This is a genomic window from Mucilaginibacter sp. UR6-1 (assembly GCF_020880975.1).
Lineage (GTDB): Bacteria > Bacteroidota > Bacteroidia > Sphingobacteriales > Sphingobacteriaceae > Mucilaginibacter.
Genome location: NZ_JAJIWP010000003.1, coordinates 511,232 through 534,743, shown reverse-complemented (window position 1 = coordinate 534,743; position 23,512 = coordinate 511,232). Strand labels below are relative to the sequence as shown.

Genomic DNA, 23,512 nt, shown 5'->3' with positions numbered 1-23,512 from the left:
TTAAAATTGTTGTGGCTGAACTGCGTATTTACGTTTTTCATCGTAACACAATAATCGCCTGATACAGAAAGAATTTCCAACGCGTCGCTTTTCTACTCGTACCCGTGCATTCCGCATACGGGAGTAATTAATTCATTGCATTTAATTCCAATTAATTAATAATGATGCCTTTACGGGCATAAAAATTCCATTTTTCGTTTTGATACCAAGCATCCATCCTGCCGGCTGGGGTAACAGGCTGTATAACACCCTGACCCATACCGGCATTATTACCCTGACCATTTGCATTGTATTGCTGTGCCAGCAAGCTTTTGGGCAAACCCACCGCTTAACAGGTACAGTTACCGACCATGGTGGGCAACCGCTATCGGCCGTGGCAGTACAACTGAAAACTACCGGGCAATCGGCAATTACTGATAGCGCCGGAAAATTCAGTTTTGCTGTTGCAAATGCCGGAAATTACCAGCTTGAGGTATCGCACCCGGGCTTTAAATCCTTAAAAAAGAGTGTTAAGGTTACGGATGAACAACTGATAATCAACATTATGCTTCATCCGCAAAGCCATGAGTTGGAAGAAGTGACGATACAGGATAAGCATGCCGCCCTGCGCAAGCAAACCGAATCACTAAACGTAGAAGTTGTTAATGCCGATTTTATACAGCGTAACCTGGGCGGCAGCTTGATGGCTACCATGTCTCGCCTGCCGGGGGTTAAAACAATCGGTATAGGCTCGGGCCTGTCAAAACCGCTTATACGGGGGCTTGGCTTTAACCGTGTGGTAGTGGCCGATAAAGGTATAAAGCACGAGGGCCAGCAATGGGGTGCTGACCACGGCCTGGAACTCGACCAGTTTGCCGTAGGCGAAATCGAGCTGATAAAGGGTGCAGCCTCATTCATGTACGGATCTGACGCTATTGCCGGGGTTGTTGATGTTAAACCCGGAGTGTTGCCTGCCCCTAACGCCCTGGGCGGCTCGGTTGATATGATCGGCAAAAGCAACAATAATTTGTTCGGCACATCAATAAACCTGTATGGCCGCGGGAAAAAATGGTTTTTTGATTCGCGGTTCACCTATCAAAACTATGGCGATTACATGGCACCTACCGATACGGTTTATGTGTACGATTATGCCGTAAAACTACCGCACAACAAGCTGCGCAACACTGCCGGGCGCGAAACCGGCCTCCACTTTAATACCGGCTATGTAACCGAAAAATTCCGTTCAATTTTCTATGTATCAAACATCTACACCCACAGCGGTTTTTTTGCCAATGCCCATGGCTTGGAACCAAGACGGGTTGATACTTTGCTGCACGACAGATCAAACCGTGACATACAACTGCCCAGCCAAGAGGTTAACCACTTTAAGATAATAAACCGCAGCCAATACCAGGCCGGCAGGCATTTATTACAGGCCGACGTAGGGTATCAGCACAACTTCAGGCAGGAGTTTAGCCCGTACGTTAACCACGGTTATATGCCGCCGGTTTACCCTGATACGATGCGTATACCTGCTAACCTGGAGCGGGAATTCGAGAAACGCGTTTACTCGCTTAACCTGCGCGATCAACTGTTGTTTGGCCGCCATGAGCTTACTTTTGGCATAAACGGCGAGTATCAGGATAACAACATAAGCGGATGGAGCTTTTTGGTGCCCGCGTTTAACCAGGCCATTGCAGGTGCCTTTGTTTATGATAAGTACAGGCTGAATGAGCAAGTGTTGCTGCATGCGGCTTTACGTTACGACCATGGCCGTATACGTACATTTAAATATACCGATTGGTTTGAAACCGAGGGTGTAAAACAGGTACGGGCCGATAACCTTACACGCAATTTTAACAGCCTGGTATGGTCGGCAGGTATAAATTACACGCCGGAAGGGTATTTTAGTTTGAAAGCCAACATTGGCAAAAGCTTCAGGATGCCTATTGCTAATGAATTAGCGGCCAATGGGGTGAATTACCACTACTTCAGGTTTGAAAAAGGTGATCGCAACCTCGATCCCGAACAATCATACCAGGCCGACCTGACCTTGGGCTGGGATACCGAAAAGCTATCAATACAGCTTAGCCCGTTCTATAATTACTTCTCCAACTACATTTACCTTAACCCCACTGCCAATCATGATTACCTGCTGGGTGCCGGCAACCAGGTATTTGTATATACCCAAAGCAGCGTTGCGCGCTATGGCGGCGAGTTGCAGGTAAGTTACCGGTTTACACCTGAGCTAAGTTCAGAAATATTGGCAGAGTACCTGCGCTCGCGCCAGCTATCGGGCGATAAAGAGGGATATACCCTACCCTTTTCGCCGCCCCCATCGGTATTATTTAATCTTACTTATCAACCGCACCATATTGACAGGTTGAAGCATAGCTACATATCTGTTGATTACCGCATTACCGGCGCGCAGAATGACATTGTTCCGCCCGAACTAAAAACACCGGGCTACCAGGTATGGAACATACAGGCGGGTACCAGGCTGCGCTTTAACAACAAGCCATTAACGGTAAGCCTGCAGGTGCAAAATGTGTTTAACACACGTTACCTCAACCACACCAGTTTTTACAGGCTTATTCAATTGCCCGAAGCCGGGCGCAATATCATCCTGTCGGTAAAAGTACCGTTTGGTACCGGCGCAAATAATTAACAAGCATTTATTCACCCAATTTATTAATAACGTAAAACATGAAAACAACAAAACAACTGATCTGCCTGCTGCTTGCAGGCGTAACCCTGTTCTCGGCCTGCTCAAAGGATGATAACGAAACGCCGGTTGGCGCACCCGCTATTGAGGGGCTTGAGGTAGGCGCAAACAACAACAAAATTGCCCACCCGGGTAACGATCTGCACATTGAGGCACAGATAACCGCCGCCGCTAACATTAAGGATGTGGTACTGGAAATCCATCCTGAAAATGGCAGCGGCTGGGAAGTGAACACCACTTATACCGAGGGCTTTGCCGGATTGAAGAACGCCGAGTTTCACAAGCACATTGATGTACCTGCCGATGCTGCCGTAGGTGATTATCATGGCCACCTAAAGGTAACCGACCAAAACGGCCGTGTAACCGAGGCGGAATTTGAATTAAAGGTTGAGGCCGACCCTACCCTGCCATCAGTAACCGGTTTTGAGGTTGGTTATGGTAACGATTTGCATGTGGAGGCTACGGTTGCCGCGCCGAATAAAATAGCACAGATAGTGGTTGAAGTGCACGGTAACGACTTTGAGAAAGAAGTGGTTTATACCGATGCCGCAATGGTTGGCCAAACCACTTACAACCTGCATAAACATGTTGATGTTGCCGCCGCCCCCGCAGGCCACTACCATGTACACTTAAAAGTGGTTGACCAGGCCGGCAAAGAGAACGAGTTTGAGGAACATTTTGATAAACCCTGATATTCAGCAGCCTTAATTAGTACGAATCAATAAATAGTTAACAACGGGCAGGCCATAACAGCCTGCCCCTTATTGCTTAAATAATTATGAAGAATTTTTTTAAAATAAGCACCTGCATTTTTGCCCTCGCGCTTTTTGCGGCAGGTTGCAGTAAAAAAAACGACGACCGGGTTGATACCGAATACCCGGTGATAGATTTATCGGCAAGTAATGCCTTTCCGCAGCAATGCAGCGTAATTAACCGTGGCGAAAGCTTTACTTTCAGGGCTAAGCTTAGCGATAATGTGCAGTTAGGCTCGGTAAGTGTTGATGTACATAACAACTTTGACCACCACAGCCACAGCACCGAGGTTAACGATTGCCAAATGGAGGCTGTAAAAACGCCGGTGAACCCATACCTGCTTATACGCAGCTTCCAGATAGCTGAAGGCTTGAAAGAAACAGAGATCAGCCAAACCATTGCCGTACCTGCCGATGTTGACCCCGGCGATTACCACTTTTTGATACGCCTTACCGATAAAGAGGGCTGGCAAACCATTAAAGGCATCAGCATAAAAATACAGTAGGTAAAATAGCTGCCATTAATTATAAAACCGAACTTTTTTTAATACTACGGGTTAACAGGTAAATAATTAATATTGCGCCCATAATTTAAACAGTTGATACATGGCATCAGGCTTTTTTGCGATATTGGATGATATAACGGCCTTAATGGACGATGTTGCGGTTACAGCCAAGCTGGCATCGCGCAAAACCGCTGGCATATTGGGTGATGACCTGGCCGTAAATGCCGAAAAGGCTACCGGTTTTTTGGCATCACGGGAGTTGCCTGTACTTTGGGCCATTACCAAAGGCTCGTTCATCAATAAGGTGATCATTGTACCTATCGCCTTATTATTAAGCCTGTTTTTGCCCGCGGCAATTAAGGTGGTTTTAGTTTTAGGTGGATTTTACCTGGCTTATGAAGGTGTCGAAAAAATAATTGAGTACTTTTTTCATCGCCCTAAAGAGGGGCACAAGGTTATTGAAGAAAAGGAAAATGATAAAGCCGCCGAGGACGCGAAAGTAAAATCGGCCATTACAACTGATTTTATATTATCAGTTGAGATAGTGATTATTGCCCTGGGTACTGTTGCCGATGAGAGCTTAACACTGCAGGCTATTACGGTATCAGTTGTAGCGCTGTTGGCCACAATAGGTGTTTATGGCATAGTGGCCCTGATTGTACGTATGGATGATGCCGGTTATCACCTGATGAAACGTGCAAACAACAAAGGCTTTTTAGCCGGGCTTGGCTCATTGCTGGTAAAACTACTGCCGATCATTATCAAAATACTGGCGGTTGTGGGTACCATAGCCCTTATACTGGTTTCGGGTGGTATATTTACACATAACATAAATTTTTTACACCATATAGCACCTAATGTACCGGCAACCCTTAAAGAGTTTGCTATAGGTATAGCCGCAGGCCTGGTGGCTGTGGCAATCTTAAGCGGCGGTAAAAAAGCCATAGCCTTAATAAAGGGATAAGGTTTTGAAATATAAAAACAAGTAAGGATGTGGCCTGTAGCCACATCCTTACTTGTTGCAGTTAATTATTTAACGGCTGTTGCTTCCAGTTCTACCTTCAGGGTTTCAAAAAGTGTTTTTACCTCAAAAAAGGTACTTGCCTGTTTAATACCGTGTTTAGTGATCCAATCCTGCAAAATATTAAAGCAGGTAAAGAACTCCTCGTGCGAGGTGGTATAAACATTAAGGCGTACAATATTTTTACACTCATAACCGGCTGTAGTTATTACCTGCTCAAGGTTTTGAATGGCTATTTCAAGCTGTGTTTTCATATCTGCCGAGCTTGATTCGCCATTGGCCAGTACGGCTGCCTGTCCGGCACAGTAAAGTGTACTCTCAACATTTTTCACTTCAACTGCCTGTACATAATTACGATCATCCTGCCATTGCCAGGGGTTAATAATGCGCTTTTCCATTTTGTTATTCTATTTTATTGTTAAACAGCCATATGGCTGTGATTTTCATCAATACAAAGATCAAAAGAATAACGTGTATGGGCACGTGATGTACCGCACAATTATGATGTGAGGTACATCACGCCGTCAGGTAAGCCTGCTCAGGGTTTCGCGGGTAACACCTAAATAAGCGGCAAGCAAGGTTTTGGGCACACGCTGTAGTAAGGCAGGGCGCTGCTTAAGCAACTGCTCATAACGCTCCTGCGCGCTGGCTGTCATTAACGCTAAAATACGCCGCTGGGCTGCTATGTAACTAAATATGGTTTTTTCGAGAAAAAAATGCTCTATTTTAGGCATAGCCGCGCATAATGTACGGTAATCATTAAGCGAAAGGCAAAGTACCTCGGTATCCTCAACACACTCTAATGACATGGTTGCCGCCGTTTGCGTGTAATAGGCCAGCATATCGCTCTCCCACCAATCCTCCATGGCAAAAGCCAGTATGTGCTGCTTTGCAATGGCATCAGTATATACCAGCTTTAAAAGCCCGGTAACAACATAAAAATTAAACGGAACCTTATCACCTTCCTGGATAAGGAATTGATGTTTTTTATACTTTTTGGCGATGAAGTGGCGCATTACAAACGCGAATTCATCATCGGTTAGGGGTACAACCTTTTCAATATGTTCTCGTAACGCTTGCGACATTGGATAACAAACATACAATAACAGCTACAGGTTTGCTAATTAGCTACTATTAATCATTACATGAGCGTGCAACACCGTCAATCTCACCTATATTTAAAAACCTACCATCAACTACACCAAGTGAGTTTAAAATAAGGCCGGCATTTATTTTTTCGAGGTATTCTTTAAACGGATACTTCATACCGCCGGTAAGCGCGCATATTTCGCTGTATGCGGCGTAGTCAACCACCTGGGCATATCCCTTTTCAGGGCAATAAAATTCAGGCAGTTGAGATATGATCTGCGCGTCGAGGCACTGGTATTCGTCGTTAATGTAAAATGCTACCAACAGTTTATCCTTGCTGAATTCGGTTTCGCAATCAGCAATAAATTGTATTTTATGAATATCATACGCCGGATTACTTTCGCCCCTGCTGCCTAAGTATGACGATGAAAATATCACGTATGAACTTTGAGGTTCAGAAAGCTTGTTATAACTAATAATTTTAAAACTTTCAGTTTCGTTTGTCTGAGTGTTTTTAATAGCTAATTCCATGCTACATTTTTTTATAAATATAGCTTAATTGTTTATAACTAATTGAAAATTAGTAAATTAACTAAAAATTAATTATTTACTATAAGTAATATTACAGCTACTTAATCAAGGCCCGGCGCTAATAAACGCGGGTTAACGCTGCCGCTGTTGGCCTCGGTTATTTTATGCAGGTTGTAGCGTGTTTCGCCATGCTCATTGTTAACAGTTACAAGGCCTCCCTTATCCCATGTTGCCAGTAGTTGCTGTGCCTCCTGTTTGATAGCGCTATCGTCTTTTCCTTCAAGCTTCAACAAATGGCCGGTAACTTCGTCGGCAGTGCCTTCACCAATATCTGCCAGGGCAAATGCCAAACGCTCCTTTAAAGGCGCGGCCTTATCATAGTGCGCGGGTACGTGCAGCGGCTGGTGCTGCTCCCTGAATTGCTCATCGTTCATGTCCTGATATTTTTGATAAAGACAATCAGATCATCAAATTGTTGTAAACACCGGCTTTACCTGCCACGTAAATCTATCAACATTGAATATTTGATCAACACAGCCACGCAATAGCCCAAAGTAAACTAAAACTGTGTAACCAATAACCAAAACCATTATTTTAGCAACATGCTAACTGTAGAGAAGATCGGCGGCACCTCAATGAGCGCGCTGAAAGAAGTAATTGATAACATAATTCTGCACAACCCCGAACATATTTATAACCGGGTTTACGTTGTTTCTGCCTTTTCGGGCGTTACCAACCTTTTGCTCGAAAACAAAAAAACCAAAGCGCCGGGCGTTTACCAGCAATTTGCCCATGGCGGCGATTATAAAAGCGCCCTGCAACAACTGGCACAGCATTTAAAAAGCCTGAATGCGCAATACGCCTCTTTAGGCCTTGACACTGCCGATGCGGATACTGTGGTTGACAGCACCATCAAACTTGCCATACGCTACCTTGACAGCGCCACCACCATGCTTGCTTCGGGCTACCTTAATGAAGGGGTTTTGCTCGCCGTTAGAGAGATACTCGCTTCTATTGGCGAAAGCCACTCGGCCTATGTACTTGCCGGCATTTTGCAAAAACGGGGTATCAACACTTATCTTATTGACCTTGCGGGATCGCATGACAGCCGGGCACTTACCATTAACGAACGCATTACAGACGCTTTTCAGGGCCTTGACCTGGAGCATAATGTTTGTATTGTAACCGGTTACGCCAAAGGCAAGGAAGGCATTATGCGCGAATTTGACCGTGGTTACTCTGAAGTTACTTTTAGCAAAATAGCCGAAATACTTAAACCGCAGGAAGCTATTATACATAAGGAGTATCACCTGTCAACCGCTGATCCGGGTCTGGTGGGTATTGAAAATGTTAAACCGGTTGGCAATACCAATTATGACATTGCCGATCAGCTTGCTGATGTGGGCATGGAAGCCATACATCCAAAAGCCTCAAAACCGCTGGAAATGGCCGGTGTTCATCTGCGTATAAAAAACACCTTTGAGCCTGAGCATCCGGGTACGCTTATAACACGTGATTATATTTCAAAACTAAAACGCATTGAGGTAATTACCGGCACCGACCAGCAATTACTGATAGACATTTACGACCCGCTGATGACCGGCAACGTAGGCAGCGACCTTAAGATAATGCAATGCTTTGCCGGCCATGGCATCAGTTATACCTTTAAGGCTACAAGTGCCAACAGCATCAGCATTGTTATATGGGAAAACGACTTTAAGGAACAACTCATTACCGACCTGCAACAACAGTTTGAGCGTGTAACCGCCCAGCCTATTGCCATGGTTTGCCTGCTGGGCACCAATATGGACCAACCTGGGCTGCTTGCCAACGCTACCGCCGCCTTAGCAAGGGCCGATATTTCAATTATTGCCGCGGGCATGGCCAGCGGACGTGTTAATATTCAATTTGTAGTAGCCCGCGAACAGTTTAAACCAGCTATTATTGCGCTGAACAAGGCTGTTGGTTAACAGTGCCGGATGGTTTGATCAGTATATGGTGGGTAACAACATTTATTATAATTGTGTAAACATATAAACTCTTTATAAGGTTTATTGCATGTTGGTTTGTACGATATATAATTCATATCATTAAGTTCATAAAACATTATTATTAAAGTGTGCCACGCTCTATAAAAAGTATCAGTTATGAAAATCAATTATATCGCTACTAAGCAAAAGGCGCTGGCCATTAACCTGGACCCGCAGATCTACGGATCGTTCGCGGAGATAGGCGCCGGACAGGACATCGCCGCTCATTTTTTTAAGGCGGGCGGCGCGGCCGGTACAATAGCCAAAACCATGTCTGCCTATGACATGACCTTCTCTGACGCGATATACGGCACACAGCAAATTAAAAGATATGTAAGCCGGCAACGGCTCGTTGCCATGCTCGACCATGAATACCAGCTACTGATAGAACGGCTTGCCGAACAGCGTGGTAACAATACTACATTTTTTGCGCTTTCAGGTACATTCTCTGCCCTTAACTACCACAAAACAAATGAAGGCCATGGCTGGATCGGCGTAAGGTTTCAAACTGTACCTAACGGCCCGCAGCATGAAGTTATATTACACGTAAAGTTGCTTGATAATGATAATATATTGCAGCAGCAGGCTGTTGGCGTACTTGGTGTAAACTTTTTGTACGCCTGCTTTTATCACCGCGATTCGCCGGAGGACTTTTTGCTATCGCTGATGCACGACCTTAACGTGAGTAGAATCCAGATCGATATGATCCATTTTGAGGGACCGGATTTCGCGAAGATCGACAACCGTTTAATGAGCCTTTATTTAGTAAAATACGGCTTTTCTGACGCGGCTCTTTTCGGCCCTAACGGAAAAAACCAGCAACCCTCAGAAATACTGTACAAAAAACACATTGTTGTTGTGCGGGGCAGATTCAGACCGCTTATTAATGTTCACCTGGAGATGCTTGAACGCGGACTTCAGCAATTTACCCAGGAGCCCGATATTGATAAGGACAATATTGTGGTACTCTCTGAGCTTACGTTACGCTCACTTAAAGAAAGAGACGCAGGCGATACGGCCAGTATTGACGAAAAGGATTTTTTGGACCGTGTGGACATTTTATGCAGTATGGGCCAAACGGTAATGATCTCGAACTTTCACGAGTACTATAAGTTAGCCGCCTATCTCTCCAGCATTACAAAACTCAAGATAGGCATCGTTTTAGGCTACCCGAATTTGCAGTACATCTTCTCCGAAGAGCACTACACAAATTTGCCGGGCGGCATCCTTGAATCATTTTCAACCCTGTTTAGCAGGAAAGTTAAGCTATACATTTACCCCACACTACGCGACGGCGAGATATGGAACGTAGCCAAATTTTCATTACCCCCTAAACTGATCGACCTGTACGAATACCTGGTAGCTAACGATAAAATTGAAGACATCCGCGACTATAACGCAAAAAACCTGCAGGTAGAAACCGATAACGTATTAAAGCTTATAAAAGACCATAGAACGGGCTGGGAACAGTATGTACCGGCCAAGGTAGCCGAAATCATTAAAGAACGCCGTTTGTTTGATTATGATCCTGATACGGCCAATAATAACGGGGAGGTACATTCATAGCCTGCACAACGCACATTTATTTACCCCTGATGCCCCAAATAAATACATATAAGCCGAATAAAAACAAGGCACCGAGGGAAATGAATTCAAATGTTAGATTTTCATGAGGGAATAAGACGCTATCAGAACCATCAAGATACTTTACTTTGATCTTCTCACCAATATGGTGGTCGTCACAGTATCCTCCGGGTATCTGCTTAGTTATAATTTGGCCACGAACCTTTATCTTCATATACCACTTTGCTTTAGTCCCGAGGCAAGAACCAGGCAAGTGCGTAATTTCCGCTTCAACCAAATTGCCATTTTTCAGCACATCTAATTCTTCCTGTTTATCCTGAAAGCCTAACGTGGTGATGATCATGAATATGCCTCCTATTAAAAGTGATGAAAATTTGATCGCAGGTTTTCTTACCATTATTTAGTTTTCATTTATTTCTGAGGATACAAAAAAAGCCCCTCTAATTTCTTAGAGAGGCTTTCGTTTTTTCCGTGATCCCGCTGGGACTCGAACCCAGGACCCCAACATTAAAAGTGTTATGCTCTACCGGCTGAGCTACGGAATCATCCTTTAAGTGTCTTGGATTGTTATATCCGTTTCCTTTAAAGTGGTGCAAATATAGGACTACGATTTAATGTGTGCAAGCCCTATTTTAAAATATTTTCATAACAATATATTAACCTCCTAATGCACAGCCACTAAAATTTTAAAATACCTATATTCCCTTTATCTCCGGCCAATAAAACCAGGTTTCCCTTGCGTGCTTTAAGGCAAACGTTAAAACTTGTCTTGTCTATTTGAGACCACGTTTTACCACCATCGGTAGTAATATTGGTTCCGGATGTACCGGTAGCCACAAAAGTTTCCCCCTTAATATGCTCCACACATGACTGAAAACCGGCAGGCATCGGTGCTGAAAGCTCAAATTTATTATACCCTATTAATATCGCGGCTACCGAGTCTTGTTTTAATGGCTGCTCATAATCTCCACCTACAACAATAACACTACCATTATTACTTGTGATACCAAAAGCGCCCTGACTACTTTTGCTTTGCAAAAGCGGCGTGTTTGTATACTGCCATTTTATTTTTTTAATGGGCGAAGAAATATATCTTGAAACAGAACCACCTGTGCCTATAATTATTTGCCCGTTTTGCACACGCATGCAGGTTCCGCTGGCGGCAAAAGCGGCCTCTCCCGGTATTGCATCGGGCGTGTTACTCATTTGAGTCCAATTACTACCGCCGTCGGTAGTTTCAAGCAGTAAAAATTTATTATTGATCGGGTCGCCCATAATATAACCGTGTTTTTTATCGGCAAAATCCATCGCGTCTAAAAAATACGCAGCATCATTATTTTGAAAAACAAGTTTCCAGTTTAATCCGCCATCAATAGTTTTTAACACCAGTGCCGGCGTTCCAGAAGCTATGATGACTGCCTCCTTATCAGAAAAAGCCTGTATATCCCTAAAATCGGCCTTTTCATAACCTTTTATCTGCTGCCATTTCCAATTATTACCGCCATCGGTTGTTATGGCTACATAACCTTTGCTACCGCTTATCCAGGCAACATGATCGTCCACTACACACATCCCCCTAACGCTTGCCGTAACAGTTTGCGGAAGCAGTTTAATTGATTGTGCGTTGATGATATATACATTGCAAAACAGGATCAAAAAGGTGTAAAAAAATTTCATGTATTTATTCATAAGCACTAATATACATCAGCCCATACAATGATTTAACAATTTCTTTTCGCTTTTTGCTGAAAGCGATTATATTTGCAGCCTCATTTGAGCCTTTGGCTCATTTAAGCCCGGGTGGCGAAATTGGTAAACGTTGCGGTCTCAGAAGCCGTTGAGAATTGTCTCTTGAGAGTTCGAGTCTCTCCTCGGGCACGCCCCAAAAACAAAAACAGATCAGCTTATTGCTGATCTGTTTTTGTAATTAATATATAGCAGGCCCAGGTGGCGAAATTGGTAGACGCACCATCTTGAGGGGGTGGCATTCGTAAGGATGTACGAGTTCGAATCTCGTTCTGGGCACTAACTAACTCGTAATTAGCTTATACTTATTTTTATAATACCATTCCAATAGGTATACTCCATCACTCCAGGTTAATTTTTTTTCGCTTGCAGCTTGCGCACAAAGCACTGAAATACTATGAAGATATGCACGTTTAACATCGGCATCCATTTTATTTAACTCTTTCGCGGCTAATGCAACTACACGTTCATCATCGGCTATAGCCAATTTGAGCTTGATCAATATTTGCGGCAGTGCCTGCCTGAGCCATGTTTTTAATTTATCATCTATTTCGCCAGGAATTAATAGCGTCAAAGCATCTGCGCCAGGTGAATCAACAAACTTTTTTAAATTTTCTGTTATCAGCACACCTATCTCAATTGCCTTCTTAACATCAACGGGCATTTTTGAAAATAGGTTTTTAATGAATTTCACTATGCTATTTATTATTGCTTTTATATTCATTTCAATTATTTATTTCTTTCATCTGCTCCTGTAGCAATACAACCTGACCTTCCAGTACATTTAACCTTATTTCATTAATTCGTGATTGTGCATCTTGCTGTGTTTTCAGCTCCCTTATATCATTCTGTAGCTTAAAATAAGTACCCATAACTGATATTACGATACTTATCATACTACAAATAGTAACTATGAGGTTCTTTATAGTTATGCCTTTTATCTCTGTATGCTCAATATTTGTCATTTTACTTCTTGGTTAAAAGGACCATATTGTTTAATGGCAAATTGAGATAATGCCACAATTGTTGCCCCTATTGATGATAATATTGTGGACAGGGTTTCAGGTATTCCATAAATTTGAGAAAGCGAAACAGCTAATGTCACTAACCCTGCTCCAAATAATTGTGCTCGCTTAAAAAATGCAGGGGTATCGGCAATAAATCTTTGCCATAAAGTTATCTTTTTCATTTTGATCAGGGTTTAATTTGAATATCAAACAATAAATTGTTAGAGCCTGCAGGAGGGGGATTTAAGAATGTTATACTAACATTCGATGCATCTACGGATGCGTAACCAATACCAACAGATGCTGCATTACGTGGAGTTACAGACAATACACTATTTGATGTTATCCCGGTTAATCCATGAGGCATTGTAATCAAATTGCTTGTTCCGTTTCCACTACCTGTTAGCTTAACAAAATATGGTTGATTAGCTGTAACAGCATAATAGTTTGCTGGTATTCTGCGAATGGCGTTACTCGAATCGTCTTTCACAAGCAAACTGTCTGTACCGGCAGCCCCTGTAGGTGTATTAATAAGTATTGGCGACTCCTTAAACGATACTGATTGAGTAGCCCTGTTTGCACTAAATACAGTAAAGGGATTTATACCCGCATCATCCCAGGCATAAAAAATGAAATTGGAGCCATTGTTTGCTCCACTCTCGGCTGTTGCAGTTAGGCCAAATGTAAACCTGTTTTTGTTAGAACGACCTAATGAATATCCTACAATGTTGCCAGAATTTTTCTGTAGCATAACCGGATAATCGCCAGCATTTGCAACAGTGAATAAACGGTTACCCGAATTATTTTGAAGGTTCAAGATATAGTTATTGGCCACGGTGCTTCTTACTGTCAATCGATCCGCTAAACGACTCGTATCAGTAAACCCATTTGAGGTACCGATTCCGAAATTTCCTGCATAATCCATCTCAAATGGATAAATATAATTTCCCGTTGAATTTACCTGCCTGAAATATAACCGGCCTTTATTTTCATACCCTCCTATATCTAAGGTCATTTTTCCCACAGAAGATGAAGTAGCAAAATCTCTACCCCACATGGAAATTGTTGGCCCCTGACCTGGAGCATTCGTAGCACGAAGGTTTAGCTGGCCATCGTTACCGCTTAACTGATAACTTCTGATTTTATTCGCAGAACTAACATCTAAACTCACAGATGCAGTCGTTATACCTTGACTAAATATTGGATAATTATAACTACCTTGAATATTAATATTAGTGGTTGACTCTGGTGCTGAATTTGGAAATGATTCAGCACCAGACCTTAGTTCACCAACGTTTTCAACCGATGCCTTCCATAAGGAATACCCACTATTAAATCCTGTATTATTTGACCTTTTAACATTTATCAAATCAGTTATGCGATAGGCATTTTGATTATTAGCCGATTCAACTGATGACAAACAATAGTTTACGAATGAGTTATTTACAAATGTTAAATTGCTTCCACATCTGCTTACTATACCATTCCACCTCGTCTCATTAATCTTATTTCCATCATATATTTTATTATCGATATAATTATCCGTCAACGCTACACCATAAGTTGTGTTACCCTCATAAATAATATCCTTAAAATAACTTCCACTTGTGGCTGTTCCATTTACTGCGGTTAATACACGTTTTATGTGATCGGTTGTCTTAAATATGTTATCCTTTATATTAAATTGGGCATTACATTTACCGGTTCCATAGGTTAAATTGTAACTTACAAACAAGACATAAGCTACACCGTTATCCGCCATTGCCATATTATCATATAGCACGGTGTTATTATTAAAAGAAAAAACTGCTGATGTATCTACCGACTTGTATAATCTCATAGCCACTCCCTTGCTGTCATCGTTAATATATTTTGCTCTAAATATATTACCGGATATATTAAAAGCTGTACCACAAGGTTCATTAATATACAAGGATGTGCCCGGGGAGTTAATGGTATTTCCAACGTCACCAATATTCCAGCCTACATTGTTATTGACAAAAGTGATATCCTTGCCGCCTATTGAAGCTCCTGTAGGCATATTATTACCATCTATAACAGCAAATTGGGTATTACCATGTATGTTAAAACCAAACTCTCTGGCCGATGATGATTTAGTGTTTTTTATGTATATAAATCTGTTTACATAAGATCCTCCGGTTGCAAAACCGTGGCGGGCCCCAAACAGATCAGAGTTAAGCACCTGCATATCCTGGCAACCGCTGTTAAACGCCAGACCATAGCTTGTTTCACTTGCCGCATTTGTTTCTTCATCAAACTTATACGAATAAATATGATCAAACTTTAAACCTAAACATTGGTTGACCGATATATTAGCCCTTGCAGCATTATAAACCGCTACATCTTCAACTGATGACCTGAATACATAACTCAACCAAATACCATTCATTGTTGATGCCGTATATGGTATGGCATATAATGAAAATCCTTTCAAATCACACTGCTGCATTTTTACTGAATACAATTTGGTACCCGCCAATGTGGTGTAGTTTCCGCTTACCGGATGATCCAGAACAATTTTATTGCTGTTAGATACAGCATTACGAACAATAAAATATTCACCCTCCTTATAGTAACTTCTCCAAAGATTGAACGAAGAATTCACAGTATCTATTAACCTGACTATATCACCACGTTTAAGGTTTACATTAACAGGCAGCGTTACCGAAGTATCACCCTTTTTAACAGCGGTACTTACTGACGATATTAATGATGCCGAGCCTTCAACCTTAAGTACTCCCCGATTTTCAGGAAAACGGCTCAGATCAGTACCAGGAGCTATTTTAATAGTTGTAAGATTACTCCCGGCACCAATAACCGCTCTTAGTCCGGAGGCATTTAATGCACTATCCACATAAATAGTACCTGCCGGCAGTATCAATCTTAATTTTTTGGTTACGGCATAAGCGGCAGCTTTATTAAATGCCTTAACATTAGCATTTGCGCTGCCGGGTAAGCTATCTGCCTTTAATCCGAATTTTGTAACATCTACACCAAAAAATGCTATAGTATCATTCTTGCCATTTGTACTGACACTATCAGCATACTTATTAGCTGACGTACTGGCCGATTGTATCAGCTTATTTGTTTCTGTGGCCGAATAAAACCTATTAGTGCCATAAAATGGGAAGTTGACCCAAATTTGCCGTGAGGTATCAGCAGGATTTTTTATCCTGAACTGTGGTGTGGTTGGTATTGTGCCTTCAGGTAATGTTGTTGTGTTTTGCGCATAGCCTATGCTTACCCACAAGCATAAAAGCCATAAGGTTAAATTAATTTTCTTCATCAAATTTTATTTAATCGTGATTATCAGATCATCAATAGTGGTTGATCCGTTGCCACTGTCGTGACCATATATGTGGAGCGTATTTAAGCTGCCTGCCGAGTAGCGCTTTTCTACAAGTACATCATTTACTGACCGGCGGATATTGTTAGCCGCTACCATTTCAACTAATACAACCGGATCATTACCATATTCACTATATTCTGTACTGTAAGCAATAATGAAAGGTATAGGCGAGCCCTCCGGAATACCAATGGTGATCGCCTGCGCAGGTTGATATATGAGGGACACACCTTGCGGCCAGTCGTTATCAGCCTTAGGACCATAGAGTGTGTAGGTAGTGGTATTTAAAAAGAAGTCGCCATTTTTGCCGATGCTGTTTGATGGGTTGCCCGTACCATAGAGCAAAGCATTGGCTGCTTCGCCTTTTATGGTTATACCTGCCGGCCAAATGCCTGATATTTTAGGACCAAAAATGGTAAGCGTTGCCGTATTAAAATAGAAATCGCCATTTAAGCCTACGCTACTCAGCGGATCAACAGCGCCGCTCAATATCGCACTGCCACGAGGGCCTTGCGGACCGCTCGCCATCGAAAATACCTGTAGCCATACACCATTGCTTTTTTTATAAAATATACCCGTATCAACATTTACATAACTATCTCCGTTTGCACCTATGCCTGTAGCCGGAATACCTGAAGCAAAAATGGTTGTATTACCTGTTACACCGCCCGATGCCGGAGTATAAGTACTCACCCAAACCGCATTTATCTTTTGATACATCGCTCCTGTTTGGGTATTCACAAACACATCGCCGTTTTTACCTGAATTATTTTGAGGCAACGTTGTACCAAAAGTTACATTTGCACCTGCGTATATATTGCTGCTAACAAAGCCAAGTAACTGATCGAGGTTAAACTGATAATCAGTACCACCTTGTACAATCACTGATACATCATCAGCCGTTAAACCGGCAACTATAGGCAGTTCGCTTATTTTTTTATCTGTTGCCATCAATTTAAAAATTCGGTTATCGGATAGTACAATTCAGGCGTTGAGCCGGTGAGTGGGTAATTGTAGCGGGTTCTGTCAACAGCGCGAATACGTGGACCCGGCTGCCTTGCCGTGCGGTTTTTATTGTTTTGCTGCCACTGTATAAAATACTGATGGTGATCGTCCAAAAAACGTTCAATATCATTAGCATAAGCATTGGCTATACTACGTTGTTTCTGCACCAGTTTCATAATCTCTGATGTGGCCAGCGCCTGCCCCATATCCTGCTGCTTGATCACCGGGCCTGTTGGTGTATAATGCACAGCATCGTTCTCAATAAAACGGGCAAATGTAAAATATACCAATGCCGGGATGATGCCTTCATACAGCACAATGTTTCCCTTATCATCCAGGTATTCGGCTCCGTTTAACAGATCCTTAAAATGTTGCGGAGCATCCGGTTTTAATATACCGGCATCATCAAAATGGCTTAACAGGCTATTGTATATATTTCTGCCTAACAAAGGTTTCAGATCGAGGTCCTGTGCTTTCTTTATAAAAGCATTAAGCCTTTCGGGTTTAATGTTTACTGATATGTCCTGATATTGCTGGAATGTGCTTTTGTCAATTAAATATATCTGGGTCATGTTTAAAAAATGTAATTAGTGATAAATGACAGCGCTTGAATGAGCGCTCCTGTTAATGAGTAGTGAGAAAATCAGTTAAACTGATCCGCAAATAATTGTTGACAGGCTATAGCAGTCCTTGAACCATAGCTTTAGCTTCGGCCTGCTTAAAGCCATAAGCATATACAAGTGTTGCTATTTTATTTTCTGCAGGCAAACCAGCAAGCAGCAATTGATTAATGGCCGAACCTGCTTTTACACCTATACTATCCTCAGCAACATTAGCGGGCACGGGTATTATGCACCAGTTTCCGGATGGGTTTAACAATTGATGGTAATGGCTGAATAACTCCTCCAGCACCTCGGCTATCTCTGCCCTGTCGGGCGCTGTGTTATCATTAAATTCACGTATGGCTTCCTTTTTCTCGCCGCCGTTGCTTAGGCCTGATGATTTTTCAGGATTCACCAGCTCTTTAGGCACTGAGAAGCCTTTAATAATACGTGCTTCAACAGAGCGTTCGGTACTTTCAAAAAGCTTATCGTTATTCTGGATTGAATAGGGCTGAAATTCAGGTTTTGATCTTTCATCTTCATATTCTATTACGATGATCTTTTGAGCACTCTTAGCACCCTGAAACGTACCCAGGTCTTTTTCCAATTGTGATGGAGAATTGTTACTCTCTCCAACGCCGCCGCTATTGTCCGCTTCCTCGCGGCGAGCCGGCATAAACAGCATGGTTGACGGCAGAAAACCTGTGGTAACCTCACGATTGTTAAAAGCCTTTATACCGGCCTCGGTTTCAAAATCCTCCCAAACACTATCAGCTTCTATTAGCGGGTAATCATCTATCTGCGGATTAAAATAATACAACTGGCCTTTGTACTGCCCCCAGCCTCCGGCTGCTGATACCTGCTGCTTTATTACTTCAGGATCAGGGTCATACCGGTCAAAAAAGATCACTTTGCTGCGCGATATATGCTTCCAGGTCTTTCGCCCCCAATCGTTGTATACGGCATACTTACCTGTGGTATCTGCATTATCAATATCGCCCATGCGGATATCCTCAAACTTTACATAGTTTACCGAGCATATCTTAAAATTGGCGTTATAATTTACGTGGATGCCAAAACCGGTAAACAAAGCCTTATCCGTAGCAATAGCCTTTAAAAGTTTAGCCAGGGTTAACCCTTTACTGTTGATGACCTGTTTACCAAGCTTAGCATCCTCAAAGCCTATACCGGCTATAAATTTTGCCCGCTTATTCCAGCAATCCTTTGCAGTGGGCGACGCGGCCACCAGTTCGAGCATGCGTTGCGGGTAGGCATTATCAATATCAAAATTAAGTATACCGAAGGTTTGATTGGGCCTAACCAGTATACGGCGCTCTATTTGCGGCAAATACGTTTTCATTCGCCCTCCCCTCTACGCTCAGCATCAACTTGTGGTTTAAGTGTTTTTTCCTTGCCGGATGCTTTTGGCTTCGGCTCCTGCTTTACAAAGAGCGGCGCTATGTGCGGATATTTATTCAGATACCATTCCGCCGCCTCGTCCGTCAAATTATCATTGGTATGAGCCGCCGTCTCGCCGGGTGCAAACTGGTGCCTGCCGGGCTTTAACACATATTTTTTTGGTGTACTCATTTATTAAAATAGTTAAGATCATTACCCGCGGCCCATTAATGCTGATGGCCTGGTTACGTGATAAGGTTATTTGAAGGGCCGGGGCAATGATGTTGTTTTAAGCCATCAGAATAGGTTAGGCTACTAATTCTTCGATCGCGGCAATGGTGCTGGCATAGGTGGCCGTGCCCGATTGAGGCGCTATTGACACAGCGCGCGGCGGATAAGGCTCCTTCAGCTTTTCAGGATTGCTCAGTTTTACTTTGTAACCGCCATCCAGTGTTTCGTCAGCAGCATTACGCTCAGCCTCAGTTAGTACCAGGCCATTTACCGCGCCGTATAGCTCCACGGCCGAATCACTGGCTTTATAATTATTTACCACAATGGCACGTACCCTGCCATAACCCATGGCTTGCAGTTGTGCTTTAATTTCAACCGACAAGCCGGCCACATTAAAATCAATCTCCTCGGTATAGCGTGGGCCTACCTGTGTTTTGGCCAGTTTTGAGGTAGCGTTAAAACTGTTATTAGTACCCTCAAACTTGTACACTTTGGCTGTGGCAACGGCAGTAAGGCCGGTTACTATAAGTGGGTTAGTAGTGCTGTAGGTGAGGGTGATTTCATCCTCGTTAAAAATGTATATCACATCCTCAACACCGGCGGTTACAGGCTCACTCGCGCCCAGGGCAAAGCCCGCGTTTATTTTATTATAAATCGACATATTGTTTTTTATGAATTAGATTTTTGACAGAATAGTACCTACACACGGTACCAGGACGATCCGCTTCGGTAAATGCGCTTTGATTACGCGCTCAGGTAGAAAAGTTCGTTAGCGAACTTAAAATTAACGGCGGCTTTCATACGGGCCTTCATGCGTACCACATTGTCATTGGTATAAGGCTTCATGTACACGGTTGAAAGTTCGGAAGCATCGCCAAGCAGATCAACACCCAGGAACAGGTTTGATGAACGCGCGCCCAAAATGGTATTGGCCTGCCAGTGATTCATCAGTTGCAGCGGAATGCCCAGGTAATCCATTTTCTTTTTATCAGTAAAGGCATTCAGCACGTTCACCGCCTTATCGGCTTGTGCCTGCGCGTAAGCGTAGCCTACATGTAAAGGCACCTGCAGGTTAAAATCATCCTGACTGCGATCGGCAGGGTCAAGTTGCGCATATACCTCGCCCAATACGGTTAATACATTGCTGGCATTGATGTAGCTTACCGTTGCCCCAGTAGCTGTACCGGTAAAGGTGGCAGGCTTGCGGGTGTTGATCTCATTAAAATTACGCACCAGCTTAAAAGTAGTAGCGCTGAGAACTTTGATAAAGTACGATTGGCCCTGAACATTAGGCGCTCCGGTGGTACCATTAGTAGTGTCCTTGCTGCTACCTGTAACCGCTGTTACCGTAACTACATCACCATCAGCCAAAGTAGCAGTGCTTGATACGGTTACCACACCATTCGCATCAATAGCCGTTGCAGCCATTGAGGTTGAAGGTTTAGCCAAGCCTACTTTGTATACGCCCGATGCTGCCGCTATGCTCGGCAACAGGCCGGTGAACGGTGCGGTAAACGTAGCCTCTTTGGTTGCGCCCTTACCCAGCCAATACAAACGCTCGTTAGCGATCTGAATTTTGGTGAGGTAGCGCTGCACCATAAAATCCGACAGGTCAACAACGCCTTCATAATCGCTGAATGCGCCGGGGCTTAGCCTTTGGGCTTCCCATGATTGTACGAGGTTATCCCACTGCTCCTGTTTCATAAATTCGTATATCACCGGGTCAAGGTAGCTTTCGGTTTGTGAGGCCGTGGTACCCTGATCGTTAAACATGCCCGATGGATCCTGCAGTTTTACGTCATCATCAACATCAAGGATGATCTTGCGCGATTTAACGTCGTTAATTACTGTAAGCAACCCGCGCTTAACCGAATCGGCTTCAAGCAGCGTGCTTGCCATAAAACCCGCCAGCGCTTCGCCGGCATAGGTGTTGTTTGTAAATGTAAATTGAGCCATTTGTTAATTTAAAGTCCTCAAACCCCTAAAGTGAGAGCGAGCCCCAAACCCTAAAGGGGAGTTAGGAATATTTATAGGTTATATTAATATAGATGATAAGGTTTAATTAATGAGCAAGAGTTCCCCCTTTAGGGGGTTAGGGGGCTGTGGTTTTATCCTGAACAGCTTTTTTAACGGCGGTACGTGCCAACTCGCTTTGCGGGGTAAAAAACGGCACTTCTTCAGCTTTACCTTTTGCGCTCCTTTTTGAGCCTACAGGCATAAAATCTGAACGGATCTCGTTACGTACCTGTTCGGTTGTTTTATTGAGCTTTGTATTGGCGGTTTCTAAAGCAGAACGGGCCTCGGTAAGCAAAGCGTTTTGGGCGTGCAGCCGGGCCTTGAGCTCCTGGATACGGTTCTCTACCTCCATCTTTTTAGCCTGAAATTTTTGCTTTTGTTTTTCGGGTAATACTTCTTCATCGGGTTCTGTTTGTGCCGGTTGCTCAATCTGTTCAACCAAGCCATCGGTTACCTTTAGCTTTTTGCCGTTCGCCGTGGTGTAAGTGTCGGTACCGGCAGGTTGCAGCATTTCCTCGTCCTGGTAAACCTCGCTGCCCTCGGCCAGTTCACCCTCGTGGTGCAGGGTACATTTGTCGGTAATGGTGTGTTTGTTTACCACCCGTTTAAAGAAATTCATAATCTTATCTAACACCGTAGTGGTTTTTTCGATAAGCTCCTTGTTCTCCGTGTTCATGTTTGTATTTGTGTTTAGTATTTTGTTGATGCAGCGTTGGTATACCGCGGGCGCGGTTGAAGCGAATTGCTTAATGTGCAGGCTGTTGGTAATGGGCATACTATAATCATCCACCCGGTCAATAAAACCCAGACTAAGCGCCTGGTCGGCCGTCATCCAGGTAACGGCGTTTATCAGGCTATTAACTGTAACACCGTCCAGACCCGACCGATCCATGTAGATCTGTGCCAGGCGCTCCTGCACCACGTTCAGCATCTGTACATCTTTCAGCAACTCGTCGGCGTTGCCGCCGCTGCCTACCATGGGTTTATGGATCATCAGCAAGGCGTATTTGCCCATCACCACTGTATCGCCGGCCATCGCCACTACTGATGCGGCCGAGGCGGCCAATGCATCAATATAAACTGTAACGGCACCAGGGTATTTTTTTAGCATATCGTAAATGGCTATGGCATCAAACGCGCTGCCACCTGCCGAGCTGATATGCACATCCACATCGGCACCCGCAGCAGCATTTAACTGGGTTTTGATGTGGGCGGATGACAGGCTGCCCGAGCCTATGCTGTCCGTTTCGTTATCATATAAGTATATCTTCATTGTTAATTTGGTTATTTGTCATCAAGTATGATGCGTGGCTGAAAAAGCCTGTTGCCGGTATGGCTATCTCCTGAAATTCTGCCTGTGATATGCAAATCAGAAATTGCATCAGCAGATAAGCTATTTTGATTTTCGGTTGTTGATCATTCCCGTTTTGTGGAAGATCGATTTTATCGGTGGCGATATGTTATTACAAATCTCGGAAGAATTTTTCGCCCTGATGGTGCCGGTGTTTTGGCAGTGGGTCTTTTATCGTGCTGCCTGTTTAGGCGATCAGACAATACAAATATCGTGAGTATTTATTGATGTAATGGTGCCATTGGTGTGGCAGTACCCACCCAACCCTCCCGAAGGGAGGGCTTTACTAACAAGTCCTCCACTTTGGGGAGGATTTAGGTGGGGTTTACTGCGTAAAAGTATTGAGCGCCCGCCATATAGTACGTTCCCCCTTTTCGAACTGAACCTCCGCCTCCAATACAGCTTTATTCAGGCTGATGCCCCGGGTTTTTACCTGGGCATGTACCCATAAGTAGATCTCGCGGTAAGTAAATACTTTGGCGCTGATCAAGCCGGATTTAAACAGCGTAGTCAATACACCGGTTTCGTAAAGTGAATTAGCGGTTTGAATATTCATACAGATATGTTATTTA

24 protein-coding genes and 3 tRNA genes are annotated in these 23,512 nt (G+C 43.4%); 8 read left to right on the top strand and 19 right to left on the bottom strand.

The window, feature by feature from the left end; all coding sequences use genetic code 11:
- Positions 1-199: 199 nt before the first annotated feature.
- The 4 genes from LJ707_RS12805 to LJ707_RS12790 all read left to right on the top strand — a co-directional run bounded on the left by LJ707_RS12805 (position 200) and on the right by LJ707_RS12790 (position 4,926).
- The gene (locus LJ707_RS12805; protein ID WP_228951529.1) at positions 200-2,647 is read left to right on the top strand and encodes a TonB-dependent receptor; all 2,448 of its coding nucleotides are present in this window, start codon (positions 200-202) and stop codon (positions 2,645-2,647) included.
- Between the two features lie 38 nt (positions 2,648-2,685).
- Positions 2,686-3,396 (top strand): DUF4625 domain-containing protein, encoded by a 711-nt coding sequence (locus tag LJ707_RS12800; RefSeq protein ID WP_228951526.1) that lies wholly within the window; start codon positions 2,686-2,688, stop codon positions 3,394-3,396.
- An 86-nt stretch (positions 3,397-3,482) separates the two neighbouring features.
- On the top strand, positions 3,483-3,962 hold the full coding sequence (locus LJ707_RS12795; RefSeq protein ID WP_228951524.1) for a DUF4625 domain-containing protein: 480 nt from the start codon (positions 3,483-3,485) through the stop codon (positions 3,960-3,962).
- 100 nt (positions 3,963-4,062) lie between these two features.
- Positions 4,063-4,926: a DUF808 domain-containing protein gene (locus LJ707_RS12790; protein ID WP_228951522.1), complete on the top strand. Its 864-nt coding sequence runs from the start codon at positions 4,063-4,065 to the stop codon at positions 4,924-4,926.
- 65 nt (positions 4,927-4,991) lie between these two features.
- On the opposite strand, the gene LJ707_RS12785 is transcribed toward LJ707_RS12790, so the two are convergent.
- From LJ707_RS12785 to LJ707_RS12770, 4 genes are all read right to left on the bottom strand, one after another.
- Positions 4,992-5,381 carry a RidA family protein gene (locus tag LJ707_RS12785; protein WP_228951521.1) on the bottom strand — a complete coding sequence of 130 codons (390 nt, stop codon included), beginning with the start codon at positions 5,379-5,381 and terminating at the stop codon, positions 4,992-4,994.
- Positions 5,382-5,507: 126 nt separating this feature from the next.
- Positions 5,508-6,068: a Crp/Fnr family transcriptional regulator gene (locus LJ707_RS12780; protein WP_228951519.1), complete on the bottom strand. Its 561-nt coding sequence runs from the start codon at positions 6,066-6,068 to the stop codon at positions 5,508-5,510.
- A gap of 49 nt (positions 6,069-6,117) precedes the next feature.
- Positions 6,118-6,603 carry a hypothetical protein gene (locus LJ707_RS12775; RefSeq protein ID WP_228951517.1) on the bottom strand — a complete coding sequence of 162 codons (486 nt, stop codon included), beginning with the start codon at positions 6,601-6,603 and terminating at the stop codon, positions 6,118-6,120.
- Positions 6,604-6,704: 101 nt separating this feature from the next.
- Entirely contained in the window at positions 6,705-7,037 is a 333-nt protein-coding gene (locus tag LJ707_RS12770; protein ID WP_228951515.1) for a hypothetical protein, read from the bottom strand.
- Between the two features lie 168 nt (positions 7,038-7,205).
- Between LJ707_RS12770 and LJ707_RS12765 the strand changes: the two genes are divergently transcribed.
- Together LJ707_RS12765 and LJ707_RS12760 are read left to right on the top strand one after the other, a co-directional pair.
- Positions 7,206-8,573, top strand: a complete 1,368-nt coding sequence (locus LJ707_RS12765; protein ID WP_228951508.1) for an aspartate kinase — start codon at positions 7,206-7,208, stop codon at positions 8,571-8,573.
- A 177-nt stretch (positions 8,574-8,750) separates the two neighbouring features.
- Positions 8,751-10,199 (top strand): TonB-dependent receptor, encoded by a 1,449-nt coding sequence (locus tag LJ707_RS12760; protein WP_228951506.1) that lies wholly within the window; start codon positions 8,751-8,753, stop codon positions 10,197-10,199.
- A 16-nt stretch (positions 10,200-10,215) separates the two neighbouring features.
- On the opposite strand, the gene LJ707_RS12755 is transcribed toward LJ707_RS12760, so the two are convergent.
- From LJ707_RS12755 to LJ707_RS12745, 3 genes are all read right to left on the bottom strand, one after another.
- On the bottom strand, positions 10,216-10,560 hold the full coding sequence (locus tag LJ707_RS12755) for a hypothetical protein (protein WP_228951505.1): 345 nt from the start codon (positions 10,558-10,560) through the stop codon (positions 10,216-10,218).
- A gap of 129 nt (positions 10,561-10,689) precedes the next feature.
- Positions 10,690-10,762, bottom strand: a tRNA-Lys gene (locus LJ707_RS12750).
- Positions 10,763-10,895: 133 nt separating this feature from the next.
- Positions 10,896-11,894, bottom strand: a complete 999-nt coding sequence (locus LJ707_RS12745) for a YCF48-related protein (protein ID WP_228951504.1) — start codon at positions 11,892-11,894, stop codon at positions 10,896-10,898.
- A gap of 117 nt (positions 11,895-12,011) precedes the next feature.
- On the opposite strand from LJ707_RS12745, the gene LJ707_RS12740 reads away from it, so the two are divergent.
- A tRNA-Leu gene (locus LJ707_RS12740) sits at positions 12,012-12,095 on the top strand.
- A gap of 63 nt (positions 12,096-12,158) precedes the next feature.
- Positions 12,159-12,242 (top strand) — tRNA-Leu (locus LJ707_RS12735).
- 4 nt (positions 12,243-12,246) lie between these two features.
- Here LJ707_RS12735 and LJ707_RS12730 read toward each other — a convergent pair.
- The 12 genes from LJ707_RS12730 to LJ707_RS12675 form a co-directional block, all read right to left on the bottom strand.
- The gene (locus tag LJ707_RS12730) at positions 12,247-12,687 is read right to left on the bottom strand and encodes a hypothetical protein (RefSeq protein ID WP_228951503.1); all 441 of its coding nucleotides are present in this window, start codon (positions 12,685-12,687) and stop codon (positions 12,247-12,249) included.
- Position 12,688: 1 nt separating this feature from the next.
- On the bottom strand, positions 12,689-12,859 hold the full coding sequence (locus LJ707_RS12725) for a hypothetical protein (protein ID WP_228951502.1): 171 nt from the start codon (positions 12,857-12,859) through the stop codon (positions 12,689-12,691).
- Positions 12,860-12,924: 65 nt separating this feature from the next.
- A complete protein-coding gene (locus LJ707_RS12720) occupies positions 12,925-13,152 on the bottom strand; it encodes a hypothetical protein (RefSeq protein WP_228951501.1) in 228 nt (75 codons plus the stop codon).
- 5 nt (positions 13,153-13,157) lie between these two features.
- Entirely contained in the window at positions 13,158-16,277 is a 3,120-nt protein-coding gene (locus LJ707_RS12715; protein WP_228951500.1) for a hypothetical protein, read from the bottom strand.
- Positions 16,278-16,283: 6 nt separating this feature from the next.
- On the bottom strand, positions 16,284-17,288 hold the full coding sequence (locus LJ707_RS12710) for a hypothetical protein (protein ID WP_228951498.1): 1,005 nt from the start codon (positions 17,286-17,288) through the stop codon (positions 16,284-16,286).
- A complete protein-coding gene (locus LJ707_RS12705; RefSeq protein ID WP_228951496.1) occupies positions 17,288-17,914 on the bottom strand; it encodes a hypothetical protein in 627 nt (208 codons plus the stop codon). Before LJ707_RS12705 ends, LJ707_RS12710 begins: the two co-directional genes overlap by 1 nt.
- 106 nt (positions 17,915-18,020) lie before the next feature.
- The gene (locus LJ707_RS12700) at positions 18,021-19,304 is read right to left on the bottom strand and encodes a hypothetical protein (protein WP_228951494.1); all 1,284 of its coding nucleotides are present in this window, start codon (positions 19,302-19,304) and stop codon (positions 18,021-18,023) included.
- The gene (locus LJ707_RS12695) at positions 19,301-19,534 is read right to left on the bottom strand and encodes a hypothetical protein (protein WP_228951492.1); all 234 of its coding nucleotides are present in this window, start codon (positions 19,532-19,534) and stop codon (positions 19,301-19,303) included. Before LJ707_RS12695 ends, LJ707_RS12700 begins: the two co-directional genes overlap by 4 nt.
- 115 nt (positions 19,535-19,649) lie before the next feature.
- Positions 19,650-20,234 (bottom strand): hypothetical protein, encoded by a 585-nt coding sequence (locus LJ707_RS12690; protein WP_228951489.1) that lies wholly within the window; start codon positions 20,232-20,234, stop codon positions 19,650-19,652.
- An 83-nt stretch (positions 20,235-20,317) separates the two neighbouring features.
- Positions 20,318-21,529 carry a hypothetical protein gene (locus LJ707_RS12685; RefSeq protein WP_228951486.1) on the bottom strand — a complete coding sequence of 404 codons (1,212 nt, stop codon included), beginning with the start codon at positions 21,527-21,529 and terminating at the stop codon, positions 20,318-20,320.
- Between the two features lie 136 nt (positions 21,530-21,665).
- Positions 21,666-22,862 carry a head maturation protease, ClpP-related gene (locus LJ707_RS12680; protein ID WP_228951484.1) on the bottom strand — a complete coding sequence of 399 codons (1,197 nt, stop codon included), beginning with the start codon at positions 22,860-22,862 and terminating at the stop codon, positions 21,666-21,668.
- A 403-nt stretch (positions 22,863-23,265) separates the two neighbouring features.
- A complete protein-coding gene (locus LJ707_RS12675) occupies positions 23,266-23,496 on the bottom strand; it encodes a hypothetical protein (protein WP_228951482.1) in 231 nt (76 codons plus the stop codon).
- Between the last annotated feature and the right edge of the window lie 16 nt (positions 23,497-23,512).

Coding starts and splice junctions, on each gene's coding strand:
- LJ707_RS12800 (WP_228951526.1), top strand. CDS start 2,686: ATGAAAACAACAAAACAACTGATCTGCCTGCTGCTTGCAGGCGTAACC.
- LJ707_RS12795 (WP_228951524.1), top strand. CDS start 3,483: ATGAAGAATTTTTTTAAAATAAGCACCTGCATTTTTGCCCTCGCGCTT.
- LJ707_RS12790 (WP_228951522.1), top strand. CDS start 4,063: ATGGCATCAGGCTTTTTTGCGATATTGGATGATATAACGGCCTTAATG.
- LJ707_RS12785 (WP_228951521.1), bottom strand. CDS start 5,381: ATGGAAAAGCGCATTATTAACCCCTGGCAATGGCAGGATGATCGTAAT.
- LJ707_RS12780 (WP_228951519.1), bottom strand. CDS start 6,068: ATGTCGCAAGCGTTACGAGAACATATTGAAAAGGTTGTACCCCTAACC.
- LJ707_RS12775 (WP_228951517.1), bottom strand. CDS start 6,603: ATGGAATTAGCTATTAAAAACACTCAGACAAACGAAACTGAAAGTTTT.
- LJ707_RS12770 (WP_228951515.1), bottom strand. CDS start 7,037: ATGAACGATGAGCAATTCAGGGAGCAGCACCAGCCGCTGCACGTACCC.
- LJ707_RS12765 (WP_228951508.1), top strand. CDS start 7,206: ATGCTAACTGTAGAGAAGATCGGCGGCACCTCAATGAGCGCGCTGAAA.
- LJ707_RS12760 (WP_228951506.1), top strand. CDS start 8,751: ATGAAAATCAATTATATCGCTACTAAGCAAAAGGCGCTGGCCATTAAC.
- LJ707_RS12755 (WP_228951505.1), bottom strand. CDS start 10,560: ATGATCATCACCACGTTAGGCTTTCAGGATAAACAGGAAGAATTAGAT.
- LJ707_RS12745 (WP_228951504.1), bottom strand. CDS start 11,894: ATGAAATTTTTTTACACCTTTTTGATCCTGTTTTGCAATGTATATATC.
- LJ707_RS12730 (WP_228951503.1), bottom strand. CDS start 12,687: ATGAATATAAAAGCAATAATAAATAGCATAGTGAAATTCATTAAAAAC.
- LJ707_RS12725 (WP_228951502.1), bottom strand. CDS start 12,859: ATGATAAGTATCGTAATATCAGTTATGGGTACTTATTTTAAGCTACAG.
- LJ707_RS12720 (WP_228951501.1), bottom strand. CDS start 13,152: ATGAAAAAGATAACTTTATGGCAAAGATTTATTGCCGATACCCCTGCA.
- LJ707_RS12715 (WP_228951500.1), bottom strand. CDS start 16,277: ATGAAGAAAATTAATTTAACCTTATGGCTTTTATGCTTGTGGGTAAGC.
- LJ707_RS12710 (WP_228951498.1), bottom strand. CDS start 17,288: ATGGCAACAGATAAAAAAATAAGCGAACTGCCTATAGTTGCCGGTTTA.
- LJ707_RS12705 (WP_228951496.1), bottom strand. CDS start 17,914: ATGACCCAGATATATTTAATTGACAAAAGCACATTCCAGCAATATCAG.
- LJ707_RS12700 (WP_228951494.1), bottom strand. CDS start 19,304: ATGAAAACGTATTTGCCGCAAATAGAGCGCCGTATACTGGTTAGGCCC.
- LJ707_RS12695 (WP_228951492.1), bottom strand. CDS start 19,534: ATGAGTACACCAAAAAAATATGTGTTAAAGCCCGGCAGGCACCAGTTT.
- LJ707_RS12690 (WP_228951489.1), bottom strand. CDS start 20,234: ATGTCGATTTATAATAAAATAAACGCGGGCTTTGCCCTGGGCGCGAGT.
- LJ707_RS12685 (WP_228951486.1), bottom strand. CDS start 21,529: ATGGCTCAATTTACATTTACAAACAACACCTATGCCGGCGAAGCGCTG.
- LJ707_RS12680 (WP_228951484.1), bottom strand. CDS start 22,862: ATGAAGATATACTTATATGATAACGAAACGGACAGCATAGGCTCGGGC.
- LJ707_RS12675 (WP_228951482.1), bottom strand. CDS start 23,496: ATGAATATTCAAACCGCTAATTCACTTTACGAAACCGGTGTATTGACT.